Annotated in this window: 12 protein-coding genes, 2 tRNA genes and 3 rRNA genes; 8 read left to right on the top strand and 9 right to left on the bottom strand. The window is 56.4% G+C overall.

Annotated elements, in window-relative coordinates:
• Window positions 1-60: 60 nt before the first annotated feature.
• The 6 genes from rrf to tyrS form a co-directional block, all read right to left on the bottom strand.
• A 5S ribosomal RNA gene (rrf, locus tag ACI512_RS00090) occupies window positions 61-176 on the bottom strand.
• 157 nt (window positions 177-333) lie between these two features.
• Window positions 334-3,226: ribosomal RNA gene (locus tag ACI512_RS00095) — 23S ribosomal RNA — on the bottom strand.
• 248 nt (window positions 3,227-3,474) lie between these two features.
• A tRNA-Ala gene (locus tag ACI512_RS00100) sits at window positions 3,475-3,550 on the bottom strand.
• A gap of 30 nt (window positions 3,551-3,580) precedes the next feature.
• A tRNA-Ile gene (locus ACI512_RS00105) sits at window positions 3,581-3,657 on the bottom strand.
• Window positions 3,658-3,739: 82 nt separating this feature from the next.
• Window positions 3,740-5,276 (bottom strand): 16S ribosomal RNA (locus ACI512_RS00110).
• Together the 16S, 23S and 5S rRNA genes with 2 tRNA genes alongside form the textbook arrangement of a ribosomal RNA operon.
• 553 nt (window positions 5,277-5,829) lie before the next feature.
• Entirely contained in the window at window positions 5,830-7,029 is a 1,200-nt protein-coding gene (gene tyrS, locus ACI512_RS00115) for a tyrosine--tRNA ligase (protein WP_064052025.1), read from the bottom strand.
• A 208-nt stretch (window positions 7,030-7,237) separates the two neighbouring features.
• Here tyrS and ACI512_RS00120 point away from each other — a divergent pair, with 208 nt between their 5' ends.
• Window positions 7,238-8,656, top strand: a complete 1,419-nt coding sequence (locus ACI512_RS00120; RefSeq protein WP_046035026.1) for a peptidoglycan DD-metalloendopeptidase family protein — start codon at window positions 7,238-7,240, stop codon at window positions 8,654-8,656.
• 3 nt (window positions 8,657-8,659) lie between these two features.
• Window positions 8,660-9,751: an anhydro-N-acetylmuramic acid kinase gene (locus ACI512_RS00125; protein ID WP_015886145.1), complete on the top strand. Its 1,092-nt coding sequence runs from the start codon at window positions 8,660-8,662 to the stop codon at window positions 9,749-9,751.
• A gap of 77 nt (window positions 9,752-9,828) precedes the next feature.
• Here ACI512_RS00125 and erpA read toward each other — a convergent pair whose 3' ends face one another.
• Together erpA and argC are read right to left on the bottom strand one after the other, a co-directional pair.
• Window positions 9,829-10,179, bottom strand: a complete 351-nt coding sequence (gene erpA, locus ACI512_RS00130; RefSeq protein ID WP_003176443.1) for an iron-sulfur cluster insertion protein ErpA — start codon at window positions 10,177-10,179, stop codon at window positions 9,829-9,831.
• A gap of 165 nt (window positions 10,180-10,344) precedes the next feature.
• Window positions 10,345-11,379, bottom strand: coding sequence for an N-acetyl-gamma-glutamyl-phosphate reductase (gene argC, locus ACI512_RS00135; RefSeq protein WP_046035025.1), 1,035 nt, complete (start codon window positions 11,377-11,379; stop codon window positions 10,345-10,347).
• A 136-nt stretch (window positions 11,380-11,515) separates the two neighbouring features.
• Between argC and hemJ the strand changes: the two genes are divergently transcribed.
• The 6 genes from hemJ to coq7 all read left to right on the top strand — a co-directional run bounded on the left by hemJ (window position 11,516) and on the right by coq7 (window position 15,964).
• The gene (gene hemJ / locus ACI512_RS00140; RefSeq protein WP_015886147.1) at window positions 11,516-11,944 is read left to right on the top strand and encodes a protoporphyrinogen oxidase HemJ; all 429 of its coding nucleotides are present in this window, start codon (window positions 11,516-11,518) and stop codon (window positions 11,942-11,944) included.
• Between the two features lie 24 nt (window positions 11,945-11,968).
• Window positions 11,969-12,931, top strand: a complete 963-nt coding sequence (locus ACI512_RS00145; protein WP_015886148.1) for a nitronate monooxygenase family protein — start codon at window positions 11,969-11,971, stop codon at window positions 12,929-12,931.
• 68 nt (window positions 12,932-12,999) lie between these two features.
• Complete coding sequence (locus ACI512_RS00150; protein ID WP_064052027.1) at window positions 13,000-13,962, top strand: DUF805 domain-containing protein; 963 nt, start codon at window positions 13,000-13,002, stop codon at window positions 13,960-13,962.
• Window positions 13,963-14,025: 63 nt separating this feature from the next.
• The gene (locus tag ACI512_RS00155; RefSeq protein ID WP_015886150.1) at window positions 14,026-14,814 is read left to right on the top strand and encodes an SDR family oxidoreductase; all 789 of its coding nucleotides are present in this window, start codon (window positions 14,026-14,028) and stop codon (window positions 14,812-14,814) included.
• A gap of 46 nt (window positions 14,815-14,860) precedes the next feature.
• Window positions 14,861-15,199: a histidine triad nucleotide-binding protein gene (locus ACI512_RS00160; RefSeq protein WP_003194682.1), complete on the top strand. Its 339-nt coding sequence runs from the start codon at window positions 14,861-14,863 to the stop codon at window positions 15,197-15,199.
• A 117-nt stretch (window positions 15,200-15,316) separates the two neighbouring features.
• Window positions 15,317-15,964, top strand: coding sequence for a 2-polyprenyl-3-methyl-6-methoxy-1,4-benzoquinone monooxygenase (gene coq7 / locus ACI512_RS00165; protein WP_015886151.1), 648 nt, complete (start codon window positions 15,317-15,319; stop codon window positions 15,962-15,964).
• A gap of 72 nt (window positions 15,965-16,036) precedes the next feature.
• On the opposite strand, the gene ACI512_RS00170 is transcribed toward coq7, so the two are convergent.
• Window positions 16,037-16,459, bottom strand: coding sequence for an OsmC family protein (locus tag ACI512_RS00170; protein WP_236379114.1), 423 nt, complete (start codon window positions 16,457-16,459; stop codon window positions 16,037-16,039).
• Between the last annotated feature and the right edge of the window lie 17 nt (window positions 16,460-16,476).

The following is a 16,476-nucleotide window of genomic DNA, read 5'->3' on the forward strand; positions in this document are numbered from 1 at the left end:
ATTTTCGACCGCCCAAAACAAAACCCCATCTGCTTTCGCAAATGGGGTTTCGGAATTTAATCTTGACGATGACCTACTCTCACATGGGGAAACCCCACACTACCATCGGCGATGCATCGTTTCACTACTGAGTTCGGGATGGGATCAGGTGGTTCCAATGCTCTATGGTCGTCAAGAAATTCGGGTACTGAGTCGCGGCCAGCTGGCCTCGCTTCAGCAAATTGGGTATGTGATAGCTTTCGGTGCTTTGTGAGCGTCGAACTTTCGGTTCATTTCGTCTTCACACACCGCAATCTGATGCTCGTTAGAGTAGTCAAATTGCTTGGGTGTTATATGGTCAAGCCTCACGGGCAATTAGTATTGGTTAGCTCAACGCCTCACAGCGCTTACACACCCAACCTATCAACGTCGTAGTCTTCGACGGCCCTTCAGGGAACTCAAGGTTCCAGTGAGATCTCATCTTGAGGCTAGTTTCCCGCTTAGATGCTTTCAGCGGTTATCTATTCCGAACATAGCTACCCGGCAATGCCACTGGCGTGACAACCGGAACACCAGAGGTTCGTCCACTCCGGTCCTCTCGTACTAGGAGCAGCCCCTCTCAAATCTCAAACGTCCACGGCAGATAGGGACCGAACTGTCTCACGACGTTCTAAACCCAGCTCGCGTACCACTTTAAATGGCGAACAGCCATACCCTTGGGACCGGCTTCAGCCCCAGGATGTGATGAGCCGACATCGAGGTGCCAAACACCGCCGTCGATATGAACTCTTGGGCGGTATCAGCCTGTTATCCCCGGAGTACCTTTTATCCGTTGAGCGATGGCCCTTCCATACAGAACCACCGGATCACTAAGACCTACTTTCGTACCTGCTCGACGTGTCTGTCTCGCAGTCAAGCGCGCTTTTGCCTTTATACTCTACGACCGATTTCCGACCGGTCTGAGCGCACCTTCGTACTCCTCCGTTACTCTTTAGGAGGAGACCGCCCCAGTCAAACTACCCACCATACACTGTCCTCGATCCGGATAACGGACCTGAGTTAGAACCTCAAAGTTGCCAGGGTGGTATTTCAAGGTTGGCTCCACGCAGACTGGCGTCCACGCTTCAAAGCCTCCCACCTATCCTACACAAGCAAATTCAAAGTCCAGTGCAAAGCTATAGTAAAGGTTCACGGGGTCTTTCCGTCTAGCCGCGGATACACTGCATCTTCACAGCGATTTCAATTTCACTGAGTCTCGGGTGGAGACAGCGCCGCCATCGTTACGCCATTCGTGCAGGTCGGAACTTACCCGACAAGGAATTTCGCTACCTTAGGACCGTTATAGTTACGGCCGCCGTTTACCGGGGCTTCGATCAAGAGCTTCGCGTTAGCTAACCCCATCAATTAACCTTCCGGCACCGGGCAGGCGTCACACCCTATACGTCCACTTTCGTGTTTGCAGAGTGCTGTGTTTTTAATAAACAGTCGCAGCGGCCTGGTATCTTCGACCGGCATGAGCTTACGGAGCAAGTCCTTCACCCTCACCGGCGCACCTTCTCCCGAAGTTACGGTGCCATTTTGCCTAGTTCCTTCACCCGAGTTCTCTCAAGCGCCTTGGTATTCTCTACCCAACCACCTGTGTCGGTTTGGGGTACGGTTCCTGGTTACCTGAAGCTTAGAAGCTTTTCTTGGAAGCATGGCATCAACCACTTCGTTACCTAAAAGGTAACTCGTCATCAGCTCTCGGCCTTAAGATCCCGGATTTACCTAAGATCTCAGCCTACCACCTTAAACTTGGACAACCAACGCCAAGCTGGCCTAGCCTTCTCCGTCCCTCCTTCGCAATAACCAGAAGTACAGGAATATTAACCTGTTTTCCATCGACTACGCTTTTCAGCCTCGCCTTAGGGACCGACTAACCCTGCGTCGATTAACGTTGCGCAGGAAACCTTGGTCTTTCGGCGTGGGTGTTTTTCACACCCATTGTCGTTACTCATGTCAGCATTCGCACTTCTGATACCTCCAGCAAGCTTCTCAACTCACCTTCGACAGGCTTACAGAACGCTCCTCTACCGCATCACTTACGTGATACCCGTAGCTTCGGTGTATGGTTTGAGCCCCGTTACATCTTCCGCGCAGGCCGACTCGACTAGTGAGCTATTACGCTTTCTTTAAAGGGTGGCTGCTTCTAAGCCAACCTCCTAGCTGTCTAAGCCTTCCCACATCGTTTCCCACTTAACCATAACTTTGGGACCTTAGCTGACGGTCTGGGTTGTTTCCCTTTTCACGACGGACGTTAGCACCCGCCGTGTGTCTCCCATGCTCGGCACTTGTAGGTATTCGGAGTTTGCATCGGTTTGGTAAGTCGGGATGACCCCCTAGCCGAAACAGTGCTCTACCCCCTACAGTGATACATGAGGCGCTACCTAAATAGCTTTCGAGGAGAACCAGCTATCTCCGAGCTTGATTAGCCTTTCACTCCGATCCACAGGTCATCCGCTAACTTTTCAACGGTAGTCGGTTCGGTCCTCCAGTTAGTGTTACCCAACCTTCAACCTGCCCATGGATAGATCGCCCGGTTTCGGGTCTATTCCCAGCGACTAGACGCCCTATTAAGACTCGCTTTCGCTACGCCTCCCCTATTCGGTTAAGCTCGCCACTGAAAATAAGTCGCTGACCCATTATACAAAAGGTACGCAGTCACCCAACAAAGTGGGCTCCCACTGCTTGTACGCATACGGTTTCAGGATCTATTTCACTCCCCTCTCCGGGGTTCTTTTCGCCTTTCCCTCACGGTACTAGTTCACTATCGGTCAGTCAGTAGTATTTAGCCTTGGAGGATGGTCCCCCCATATTCAGACAAAGTTTCTCGTGCTCCGTCCTACTCGATTTCATGACTAAGAGATTTTCGCGTACAGGGCTATCACCCACTATGGCCGCACTTTCCAGAGCGTTCCGCTAATCTCAAAGCCACTTAAGGGCTAGTCCCCGTTCGCTCGCCACTACTAAGGGAATCTCGGTTGATTTCTTTTCCTCAGGGTACTTAGATGTTTCAGTTCCCCTGGTTCGCCTCTTAAGCCTATGTATTCAGCTTAAGATAACCATCTTATGATGGCTGGGTTCCCCCATTCAGACATCTCCGGATCAAAGTCTGTTTGCCGACTCCCCGAAGCTTTTCGCAGGCTACCACGTCTTTCATCGCCTCTGACTGCCAAGGCATCCACCGTATGCGCTTCTTCACTTGACCATATAACCCCAAGCAATCTGGTTATACTGTGAAGACAACATTCGCCGAAAATTTGAATTTCTCAACTAAGAGAACTCACAAATTTTACCTTAGCCTGAGCCGTTACCAGTGAAAGTAACGTTCAGTCTATCTTTCTATCACATACCCAAATTTTTAAAGAACGATCTAATCAAAGACTAGAAATCAACATTCATCACCGTCTGGGTGGAATGCTCATTTCTAAGCTTTCAAAACTTCAGAAGCAGTAGTGGTGGAGCCAAACGGGATCGAACCGTTGACCTCCTGCGTGCAAGGCAGGCGCTCTCCCAGCTGAGCTATGGCCCCGTATTTCTACAGGCGTTTCCCACACAAAATTGGTGGGTCTGGGCAGATTCGAACTGCCGACCTCACCCTTATCAGGGGTGCGCTCTAACCAACTGAGCTACAGACCCAATTTCGGGCTGCTTCTTATCGTCTTCTTCAATGAATCAAGCAATTCGTGTGGGAACTTATGGAGCAGCTGATGTCGTCGATTAAGGAGGTGATCCAGCCGCAGGTTCCCCTACGGCTACCTTGTTACGACTTCACCCCAGTCATGAATCACACCGTGGTAACCGTCCTCCCGAAGGTTAGACTAGCTACTTCTGGTGCAACCCACTCCCATGGTGTGACGGGCGGTGTGTACAAGGCCCGGGAACGTATTCACCGCGACATTCTGATTCGCGATTACTAGCGATTCCGACTTCACGCAGTCGAGTTGCAGACTGCGATCCGGACTACGATCGGTTTTGTGGGATTAGCTCCACCTCGCGGCTTGGCAACCCTCTGTACCGACCATTGTAGCACGTGTGTAGCCCAGGCCGTAAGGGCCATGATGACTTGACGTCATCCCCACCTTCCTCCGGTTTGTCACCGGCAGTCTCCTTAGAGTGCCCACCATTACGTGCTGGTAACTAAGGACAAGGGTTGCGCTCGTTACGGGACTTAACCCAACATCTCACGACACGAGCTGACGACAGCCATGCAGCACCTGTCTCAATGTTCCCGAAGGCACCAATCTATCTCTAGAAAGTTCATTGGATGTCAAGGCCTGGTAAGGTTCTTCGCGTTGCTTCGAATTAAACCACATGCTCCACCGCTTGTGCGGGCCCCCGTCAATTCATTTGAGTTTTAACCTTGCGGCCGTACTCCCCAGGCGGTCAACTTAATGCGTTAGCTGCGCCACTAAGAGCTCAAGGCTCCCAACGGCTAGTTGACATCGTTTACGGCGTGGACTACCAGGGTATCTAATCCTGTTTGCTCCCCACGCTTTCGCACCTCAGTGTCAGTATCAGTCCAGGTGGTCGCCTTCGCCACTGGTGTTCCTTCCTATATCTACGCATTTCACCGCTACACAGGAAATTCCACCACCCTCTACCATACTCTAGTCAGTCAGTTTTGAATGCAGTTCCCAGGTTGAGCCCGGGGATTTCACATCCAACTTAACAAACCACCTACGCGCGCTTTACGCCCAGTAATTCCGATTAACGCTTGCACCCTCTGTATTACCGCGGCTGCTGGCACAGAGTTAGCCGGTGCTTATTCTGTCGGTAACGTCAAAACAATCACGTATTAGGTAACTGCCCTTCCTCCCAACTTAAAGTGCTTTACAATCCGAAGACCTTCTTCACACACGCGGCATGGCTGGATCAGGCTTTCGCCCATTGTCCAATATTCCCCACTGCTGCCTCCCGTAGGAGTCTGGACCGTGTCTCAGTTCCAGTGTGACTGATCATCCTCTCAGACCAGTTACGGATCGTCGCCTTGGTGAGCCATTACCTCACCAACTAGCTAATCCGACCTAGGCTCATCTGATAGCGCAAGGCCCGAAGGTCCCCTGCTTTCTCCCGTAGGACGTATGCGGTATTAGCGTCCGTTTCCGAACGTTATCCCCCACTACCAGGCAGATTCCTAGGCATTACTCACCCGTCCGCCGCTCTCAAGAGAAGCAAGCTTCTCTCTACCGCTCGACTTGCATGTGTTAGGCCTGCCGCCAGCGTTCAATCTGAGCCATGATCAAACTCTTCAGTTCAAACATCTTTGGGTTTTTAAGAAACCCTAAACTTGGCTCAGCAATCGTTGGTTACATCTTTGATTTCTCGCGGAGTAACTTGTGATGCTGATAATCTTGCTGACTATCAGTCTGACTCCACAAGCACCCACACGAATTGCTTGATTCAGTTGTTAAAGAGCGGTTGGTTAAGATCTTTCGTCTCAACCGAGGCGCGCATTCTACAGCAACCTCATTTGCTGTCAAGTGATTATTTTCAGAAGTTTTCGAAGATTTCTTAAACAACTTCAACCACTTGCGCTTCCGATCTCTCGTTAGCGGGAGGCGAATTCTACAGCGTTACACGCTGCTGTCAACACCTCTTTTTCTCCGCTTTCGACCGAGAGGATCGAAACGTTAATAGAGCCAAACAACACCGCTCTACCAACTCCTTCTGGGCTTCGGTGAACTGAAGCAACTCGCTGTCGAATCCTGTTTAACTCTTTGTTTACCAAGGAGTTTTCCGTTTCGACTGCGCCGGAAGTGGGGCGAATTATAGACAGATATAATTCGCCGTCAACACTTAATTTCAGGTTTATTCGGATTTGAGCGTAATACGCGCAAATGCCTTCTTCCCCGCCTGGTATACGTGGGTGCTACCCAGCTCGCATATAAAGGTACGATCTACGACCTCACCATCTACACGCACACCACCCGAACCCAACAGGTCACGCGCTACCGCCGAGTTTTTCACCAAACCTGCTTTATTAAGGACGGCAGCGATTGGCATCGCTTCGGCAGCAGACAGCTCGATCTCCGGCAGATCATCCGGCAGCTCGCCGTCCTTCATGCGATTGCCCGCAGCACGGTGAGCATTAGCCGCTGCTTCTTCACCATGGAAGCGCGCAACAATCTCTTCCGCCAGCTTGATCTTCACGTCACGCGGATTGGCGCCTGCCTCTACATCAGCACGCAGCGCATTGATCTCATCCATCGAGCGGAAGCTCAGCAACTCGAAGTAACGCCACATCAGCGCATCAGGAATCGAAACCAGCTTGCCGTACATGACGCCCGGGGCTTCCTGGATACCAACATAGTTACCCAGAGACTTGGACATCTTCTTGACGCCATCCAACCCCTCCAGCAATGGCATAGTCAGAATGCACTGGGCCTCCTGTCCATACGCACGCTGCAGCTCACGCCCCATCAGCAGGTTGAACTTCTGATCGGTGCCGCCGAGCTCAACATCCGCACGCAACGCCACCGAGTCGTAACCCTGAACCAGCGGATAGAGGAACTCATGAATGGCGATCGGCTGATTGGTGGAGTAGCGCTTGTCGAAGTCATCACGCTCAAGCATGCGTGCGACGGTGTACTGGGAGGTCAGGCGAATGAAATCCGCCGGCCCCATCTGATCCATCCAAGTGGAGTTGAACGCCACCTCGGTCTTGGCCGGATCAAGGATCTTGAATACCTGCGTCTTGTAGGTCTCGGCGTTATCGAGAACCTGCTCGCGAGTCAGCGGAGGGCGCGTGGCACTCTTGCCGCTCGGATCGCCGATCATCCCGGTGAAATCACCTATAAGGAAGATGACCTGATGCCCCAGCTCCTGGAACTGGCGCAGCTTATTAATAAGCACGGTATGGCCCAGGTGCAAATCCGGCGCAGTCGGATCAAAGCCAGCCTTAATACGCAGGGGTTGGCCACGCTTGAGCTTTTCGATCAGCTCGGCCTCGACCAACAGTTCTTCCGCACCACGTTTTATCAGCGCTAGCTGCTCTTCAACCGACTTCATAACAGACCTGCAAGGCTCAGATTCAAAAGGGAACCAACCATACAAGATCAGGGACTAATTACAAGTTTTGCCCTGCGAACGGACACCGTTCAGCAAGCCCAGCGTTCGCGAGCTTGCGCCACAGATGATTTGGTTATATTTTATACAGTTATTTCATCTTCATCATGTCATTCATCTTTTCCATTTCATCTTCAAAGTCAAATTACCTATGACCACTGAACCGTCTAAAGCGCCGCCGCTTTACCCGAAGACCCACCTGCTCGCCGCAAGTGGTATCGCCGCCCTTCTCAGCCTGGCACTCCTGGTATTCCCTTCCAGTGACGTAGAAGCCAAACGAACATCCCTGAGCCTTGACTTGGAAAGTCCGGTTGAACAACTGACACAAGATCAAGACGCTTCCGACGCACAACAAGCCACAAATGCTCCAGTTGACTCACCGTTCGCCCAGATAGAAAACAGCCCGGAAGACACACAGCAAGCCGCTCAGACCAAGGCCGCGCCGACTGTAGACACAGCCAAGAATCCCCAGCACCGCGAAGTCATCGTTGGCAAGGGCGATACGCTCTCGACGCTATTCGAGAAAGTCGGTATCCCCGCAGCCACCGTCAACGAAGTACTCGCCAGCGACAAACAAGCCAAGCAGTTCACCCAGCTCAAACGCGGTCAAAAGCTGGAATTCGAACTGACACCCGACGGACAGCTCAACAACCTGCACAGCAATGTCAGCGACCTCGAAAGCATCACCCTGACTAAAGGCGCCAAAGGCTTTGCCTTCAACCGCGTCACCACCAAGCCGGTGATGCGCTCCGCCTACGTACACGGTGTAATCAACAGCTCGCTGTCGCAATCCGCGGCCCGCGCCGGCCTGTCCCACAGCATGACCATGGACATGGCCAGCGTGTTCGGCTACGACATCGACTTCGCCCAGGACATCCGCCAAGGCGACGAATTCGATGTGATCTATGAGCAGAAAGTCGCGAATGGCAAAGTGGTCGGCACCGGCAATATTCTCTCCGCACGCTTTACCAACCGTGGCAAGACCTACACCGCCGTGCGCTACACCAACAAACAAGGCAACAGCAGCTACTACACCGCCGACGGCAATAGCATGCGCAAAGCCTTCATCCGCACGCCGGTAGACTTCGCTCGCATTAGCTCGCGTTTCTCCATGGGTCGCAAGCATCCAATTCTGAACAAAATCCGCGCCCACAAAGGCGTCGACTACGCTGCCCCGCGCGGTACACCAATCAAGGCGGCCGGCGACGGTAAAGTGCTATTGGCCGGACGCCGTGGTGGTTACGGTAATACCGTGATCATCCAGCACGGGAACACCTACCGCACCCTGTATGGCCACATGCAAGGCTTCGCCAAGGGCGTGCAAACCGGCGGCACCGTCAAGCAAGGCCAGGTGATCGGCTACATCGGCACTACCGGCCTGTCCACCGGCCCGCACTTGCACTACGAGTTCCAGGTTAATGGTGTGCACGTCGACCCGCTGGGCCAAAAACTGCCAATGGCCGATCCGATCGCCAAGGCCGAGCGCGCTCGATTCATGCAACAGAGCCAGCCGTTGATGGCGCGCATGGACCAAGAGCGCTCCACCCTGCTGGCTTCGGCGAAGCGTTAAGGTATGTCGCTCTATATAGGCGTGATGTCCGGGACCAGTCTCGATGGCCTGGACATCGCTTTGATCGAACAGGCCCCGGCGATCAAACTGATCGCCACGCACTACCTCCCCATGCCGGATACCCTGCGCACAGAGCTGCTCGCCCTGTGCGCCAGCGGCCCGGATGAGATCGCCCGCTCAGCAATCGCCCAACAGAAATGGGTGAACCTGGCAGCACAGGGCATTCACGCATTACTCGTTCAGCAACACCTCAAGCCCCAGGACATCCGCGCGATCGGCAGCCATGGCCAGACCATCCGCCATGAACCCGCCCGGGGCTTTACCGTGCAGATCGGCAACCCGGCCTTGCTCACCGAGCTGACCAACATCACCGTGGTCAGCGACTTCCGCAGCCGCGATGTCGCCGCCGGCGGCCAGGGCGCCCCGCTGGTCCCAGCATTCCATGAAGCACTGTTTGGTGAACGCACCGGCAACCGTGCCGTATTGAATGTGGGCGGTTTCAGCAATCTCAGCCTGATCGAGACCGGTAAACCTGTAGCCGGATTCGATTGCGGCCCAGGCAATGTGCTGTTGGATGCCTGGATTCACCAACAACGCAGCGAGCACTTTGATCGCGATGGTCAGTGGGCTGCCAGCGGCAAGGTTGAGCCCCAACTGCTCAATGCCCTGCTCAGCGATCCATTCTTCGTGGCCAAGGGCCCCAAGAGCACTGGGCGCGAAGTGTTCAACCTGGAATGGCTGCATCAACACCTTGGCCGTCTCCCCGCATTCGAACCTCAAGATGTGCAGGCCACGCTGCTGGAGCTGACCGCGCTCACCATCGTCGAGTCGTTGCAGTCCGCCCAACCCCAGACAGAAACACTGCTGGTGTGTGGCGGTGGCGCTCACAACGCCACGCTGATGAATCGCCTGGCAGCCCTGCTACCGTCAACCCACGTCAGCAGCACCGCCACCTATGGCGTAGACCCCGACTGGGTCGAGGCAATGGCCTTCGCATGGCTGGCCCATTGCTGCCTCGAAGGCATCGCGGCCAACCGCCCGAGCGTCACCGGCTCACGCGGGCTTCGGGTGCTGGGCGCGATATATCCCGCCTGACCGCCCCCATAATCCGTAGACAGCAAAACGCCGCTTGGCCTATCAAAGCCAAGCGGCGTTTCTGTATCCGCTATAGATCAGATCGAGAACGAAGAACCACAACCACAGGTGGTCGTAGCATTAGGGTTCTTGATCACGAAACGTGAACCCTCCAGACCTTCCTGATAATCCACCTCGGCACCTGCCAAGTACTGGAAACTCATGGGGTCCACGACCAGGCTTACGCCCTCGCGCTCAACGATGGTGTCATCATCGGCCACATCTTCATCGAAGGTAAAACCGTACTGAAACCCTGAACAACCGCCGCCCGTAACGAATACGCGCAGCTTCAAGCGATCATTACCCTCTTCATCGACCAGGCTCTTCACCTTGTGCGCAGCACCGTGGGTGAATTGCAAAGCCGTGGGGGTGAAGGATTCAACGCTCATGCTGATAATCTCCCGGCGTAGCGCCGCCATATGCGTAATGACGGGCATTATCCGCTTCTCCTAGAAAAGCGGTCAACTATTGTTACGGTATATCAATCTGCCTAGCCGCCATCAAAAACACAAAAGGCCCGATCATCGGGCCTTTTGCGCAACCACCTGAAAATCTTAAGGCAGCATGCCCGCGTGGGACAGGCCCAGCTTCTCGTCCAGGCCAAACAGGATGTTCATGTTCTGCACCGCCTGGCCCGACGCGCCCTTGACCAAGTTATCAATCACCGACAACACCACGACCAAGTCGCCATCCTGTGGACGGTGCACCGCAATCCGGCACACGTTGGCGCCGCGCACGCTGCGGGTTTCCGGATGGCTGCCGGCAGGCATTACGTCGACGAACGGTTCGTTGGCATAACGCTTTTCGAACAGCGCCTGCAGGTCTACCGAGCGATCAACCACTGTGGCGTACAACGTGGAATGAATGCCACGGATCATAGGCGTCAGGTGCGGCACGAACGTCAGGCCCACGTCCTGACCGGCGGCACGCCGCAGCCCCTGGCGGATTTCCGGCAAGTGGCGATGCCCTTTTACCGCATAGGCTTTCATGCTTTCCGACGTCTCGGAGTACAGCGAACCCACCGCCGCACCACGACCGGCGCCGCTCACACCGGACTTGCAGTCCGCGATCAAGCGCGAGGCATCTGCCAACCCGGCTTCGAGCAACGGCAGGAAGCCCAGCTGTGTGGCCGTTGGATAGCAACCCGGCACCGCGATCAGGCGCGCCTGCTTGATCTGCTCACGATTGACCTCCGGCAGGCCGTACACCGCTTCTTCCAACAGCTCTGGCGCACCGTGAGGCTGGCCATACCACTTGGCCCACTCATCAGCATCCTGCAAACGGAAATCCGCCGACAGGTCGATCACCTTGGTACCAGCAGCCAGCAGTTCACCGGCCAATGCATGGGCCACACCATGAGGCGTGGCAAAGAACACCACGTCGCATGCACCCAGGGTGCTGATGTCAGGGACACTGAACGCCAGGCCGTCGTAATGGCCTCGCAGGTTCGGGTACATGTCGGCCACGGCCAGGCCGGCCTCGGATCGGGAGGTGATGACCACCACCTCAGCTTGCGGATGCTGAGCCAACAGACGCAGCAATTCGACACCGGTGTAACCCGTGCCGCCGACGATACCGACCTTGACCATAAACCTGCCCTCAACGAACCCACTGGAAAGCCGTCGATAATAGGGGCCGCATCGTCCTGCGACAACCGTCAACGTGACGTACGGGCGCATGAGCCACTACTATCTTCAGTTACCGTGAACCTGGGAATAACTAAAAATGCTTTATCTATGGGTCAAAGCCTTCCACATCGTCAGCATCGTCTGCTGGTTTGCCGGGCTGTTCTACCTGCCGCGCCTGTTCGTTTACCACGCCCAGAGCGAGGACGCCGTCAGCAAGGAGCGTTTCAGTGTCATGGAGCGCAAGCTGTACCGCGGCATCATGGGCCCGGCGATGCTGGCTTCGCTGGTATTCGGTATCTGGCTGATCGCGCTCAACCCCGGCATCTTTCAATCGGGCGCCTGGATCCACGCCAAGTTGACCCTGGTGGTGTTCCTGATCGGCTACCACCATATGTGTGGCGCACAGGTAAAACGTTTTGCCCGTGGCGAAAACACCCGCAGCCATGTCTTTTATCGCTGGTTCAATGAAGTGCCCGTTCTGATATTGCTGGCTATCGTAATTTTGGTCGTGGTCAAACCGTTCTAACTTCAATGACTCGGGGTACCTCCAATGTCGCTGCCCGCTCTGCTTGAACACCGTCTGCGCCTGCCCGTCGTGGCTGCGCCGATGTTCCTTATCTCCAACCCGCAATTGGTCCTGGCGTGCTGCCGCAACGGGGTGGTCGGGAGTTTCCCGGCGCTTAACCAACGCGAAAGCAGCGGGTTCAAGGCCTGGCTGGAAGAAATCGAAGCGGGGCTGGCACAACTGGATAACCCCGCGCCCTACGCCGTCAACCTGATCGTGCACAACAGCAACCCGCGCCTGGAGGCAGACCTGGCGATTTGCGTCGAACACAAAGTGCCGATCGTTATTACCAGTCTGGGCGCCGTGAAGGAGTTGGTGGACGCCGTGCACAGCTACGGTGGCCTGGTGTTCCACGACGTCACCACCCGCCGCCACGCCGAGAAGGCCGCCGAAGCCGGTGTGGATGGCCTGATCGCCGTTGCGGCCGGCGCCGGTGGCCACGCCGGCACCTGGAGCCCTTTCTCGCTGATTGCCGAGATCCGCCAATTCTTCGACAAAACCCTGCTGCTGGCCGGCTGCCTCAACCATGGGCACGAGATTCTCGCCGCCCAGTTGCTCGGCGCAGACTTGGCCTATTTCGGCACGCGGTTCATCGGCACCACCGAAAGCCACGCCCCGGATGCGTATAAAGAGATGCTGCTCACATCGCGCGCCGCCGACATCGTGCACACTCCTGCTGTCTCCGGCGTGCCCGCGAGCTTTATGCGCCAGAGCCTGGAAAACGCCGGTTTCGATCTCGCCGCCCTGCAAGGCAAGGGCGAGGTCAACTTTGGCTCCAAGCTCAAGCCGTTGAGCGACGAGGCCAAGGCGTGGAAGACTGTATGGTCAGCCGGCCAAGGTGTCGGTGAGATTGATGATTTACCCAGCGTCGATGAACTGGTTGCTCGCCTGGATGCCGAATACCGCAAGGCACGCGAACAAGCCGCTCAACTGCGCTGGCCACGCTGACCCAACCGCAAGGCCTGCCAATTACACAGGCCTGCCCTCCTCCCTGAATAAGTGACAAGGAAGCCCGCATGAGCGACAACCGTTTCAAGATTGTGTTTGATGGAGCCTTGCTCCCGGGTGTCGAAAGCACCACGGCCAAACTGAACCTGGCCGAGCTGTTCAAGAGCGAAGTCGAAGCCATCGAGAAGCTCTTCACCGGCCGCACGGTCGCGCTCAAACGCGACCTGTCCCGACCGGACGCCGAAACCTACCTCACTGCGCTGAAAAACGCCGGGGTCGATGCACGTATCGAAGCCGAACAGCCCGTGGCCTTCAGCCTCGCCGAAACCCATGAAACGGATTCCGGCGCTTCCGACTTCTCCCGCCCGGCCGCCTCCCCCTACGCACCGCCGCGTGCCGCGGTAGGTGAGCACCTGCCGGAATACGCCACCCTCAAGGTTTTCACTATCCACGGACGTATTGGTCGTCTGCGTTACCTGGCCTGGACCCTGGTGTTGACCCTGGCGATGCTGGTTGCGGGTGGCATCATCAGCACCGTGAGCTTTGCCGTGGCCACCGCATCGCCGACGGCAGGCACTATCCTCGGGGTACTGCTGGGTCTCGCGCTGTTTGTGGCGCTTGTCTGGGTCAGCGTACAGATCGGTGTGCAGCGCCTGCACGACCTGGGCTGGTCCGGCTGGCTGTACTTCCTCAACCTCGTCCCACTGGTGAACAGCGTTTTCCCGATCCTGTTGCTGGTATTGCCGGGGAACGCGGGCGCCAACCAATATGGCGCACCACCACCCCGCAACTCCACGGCGGTAAAAGTCCTGGCCACGCTGTGGCTGGCGTTTATTCCGGTCATGCTGGCCATCGTGGTCACCCTGGGCATGAACGGTTACCTGAACCAACTCGAAGCCAACATGGACAGCGGCTACGAAAGCAGCTCCATCACCTCCGATGAAGACGCTGACCAAAGCGCGACCGTAGAAGAAGACGAAGCGCAGAGTGCTGACGAAGCGGGCGAACCTGTAGACTCTCCAGAACAGTAAAGAAACACCACCGGCCTGCGATGCCTCTGTCGCAGGCTCGGCGGTGTTGCGATGGAGAAAGGCATGACACGTTACGCTCTGATCACCGGCGCCTCCAGCGGCATCGGCCTGGCCTTGGCCGAAGCACTGGCCCGTCGCGGCCGCAGCTTGATTCTGGTGGCCCGCCAGCGTGATCAGTTGGAAAGCATTGCTATCGAATTGACCCAACGGTTTGGCGTCGAGGTGCTGTTCCGGGCCTGCGACCTGGGCGAGCCGCTGCGCTTGTCCGGGTTCCTGCTGGAGCTTGAAGAAGGTGAGCGGCAGATCGACCTGCTGGTCAACTGTGCCGGCATCGGTACCAGCGGGCCGTTCCTGGCCCAGGACTGGATGACCGAACAAGACCTCATGGAGGTCAACATCCTCGCTCTGACCCGCATGTGCCACGCACTTGGCAACACCATGGCGCTGCACGGTGGGGGGCAGATTCTCAATGTGGCGTCCATCGCGGCGTTTCAGCCCGGCCCGTGGATGAGCACCTACTACGCCAGCAAGGCCTACGTACTGCACTTTTCCGAAGGCCTGCGCGAAGAGTTGAAAACCTGCGGCATCAAGGTCTCGGTCCTTTGCCCCGGCCCGACCCGCACCGCGTTCTTCGGCACCGCGCAAATGGACACCGCCAAGCTCGACCGCAGCCAACAACTGATGAGCCCCGAAGAAGTGGCGCTCTACACCGTGCGCGCCTTGGAAAAGAACAAAGCCATCATCATTCCCGGCCGACGCAACCGCTGGATAGCCTTCAGCCCGCGCTTCAGCCCTCGCTGGCTGACTCGCAAGATCGCCGGCGCCATCAACAAGGCCTATTGCCCACGCTGACCGGCTGGGTACACTCACCCCGCATACTCATAATGGAGAAACAGCTGTGGATACTCTGTTCACCAAGATCATCAACAGAGAAATACCCGCGAAGATTATCTACGAAGACGACCAGGTTCTGGCCTTCCACGATATCGCGCCGCAGGCCCCCGTGCATTTCCTGGTCATTCCGAAGAAACCGATCCGGACCTTGAATGACCTGACGGAAGACGACAAAGCCCTTGCCGGCCATATCCTGTTCACCGCCCAGCGCTTGGCCGTTGAACAAGGCTGTGAAAAAGGGTTTCGTGTGGTGATGAACTGCAATGAAGACGGCGGGCAAACCGTTTATCACATCCATATGCATGTGCTGGGTCAGCGCCAGATGAACTGGCCGCCGGGCTGATCCGCCTCGGAACAAGGGTCACGGCCTCGGGCTGCGACCCCATGCCCCTGACTCAGCGCAAACGCTTTCCCCTCTCTTGCGGTAAACTGGCCGCCGAGATTCTTCCCGGAGGTCAGCATGACTACCCAACGTCACTACTCGCCGATTGACCGTCTGTTGCTGCAAGCCGACATGGCCATGCGCACGCTGCTGCCCTTCAGCGGCCAACCGTATCGCCCGTCGCCCGCCATCGTGCAGCCCGACGCACAGATGAGCGAGACCGAGACCCGCCATGTCGCCGGCCTGATGCGCATCAACCATACCGGCGAAGTCTGTGCCCAGGCGTTGTATCAAGGCCAGGCCCTGACCGCCAAGCTGCCGCAGGTTCGCGCAGCCATGGAGCATGCCGCCGAGGAAGAAATTGATCACCTGGCCTGGTGCGAGCAACGCATTCGCCAACTCGGCAGCCACCCGAGCGTGCTGAACCCGCTGTTTTATGGCCTGTCGTTTGGGATCGGTGCCGCTGCCGGCCTGATCAGTGACAAAGTCAGCCTCGGCTTTGTCGCAGCCACCGAACATCAAGTGTGCAAGCACCTGGATGAGCATCTGGAACAACTGCCCGCCGAAGACGAAAAGTCCCGGGCGATTCTTGAGCAGATGCGCATCGATGAAGAACATCACGCCGAAAGCGCGCTGGATGCTGGCGGTTTCCGCTTCCCCGCGCCGGTCAGGTTTGGCATGAGCTTATTGGCCAAGGTCATGACCAAGAGCACCTACCGCATCTAAACGCATCAAATCCGAGCCATAAAAAAGGGCGTCTCCAAAGCGCCCTTTCTTTTTTGCCCGCCGATTGAGCGATCAACCGACCTCGATGATTTCGTAATCATGGGTGATGGCCACACCGGCCGCGCCGAGCATGATGGACGCCGAGCAGTACTTCTCAGCGGACAACTCGATGGCACGCTTGACCTGGGCTTCTTTCAGCGCCCGGCCCTTCACCACGAAATGCATGTGGATCTTGGTAAACACCTTGGGATCTTCAGTGGCACGCTCGGCTTCCAGGAAGACTTCGCAGCTCTCCACGGCCTGGCGGGATTTTTTCAGGATGCTGACCACGTCGAAATTGCTGCAACCGCCCACGCCAAGCAGGAGCATTTCCATCGGGCGTACGCCCAGGTTACGGCCACCGGCTTCCGGCGGGCCATCCATGACCACCACATGGCCACTGCCCGACTCACCGAGGAACATGGCTTCGCCCGCCCATTGGATGCGTGCCTTCATCGCCCAGACTCCACTGC

The sequence above is a fragment of the Pseudomonas petroselini genome, from assembly GCF_045037875.1.
Classification (GTDB): Bacteria; Pseudomonadota; Gammaproteobacteria; order Pseudomonadales; family Pseudomonadaceae; genus Aquipseudomonas; species Aquipseudomonas petroselini.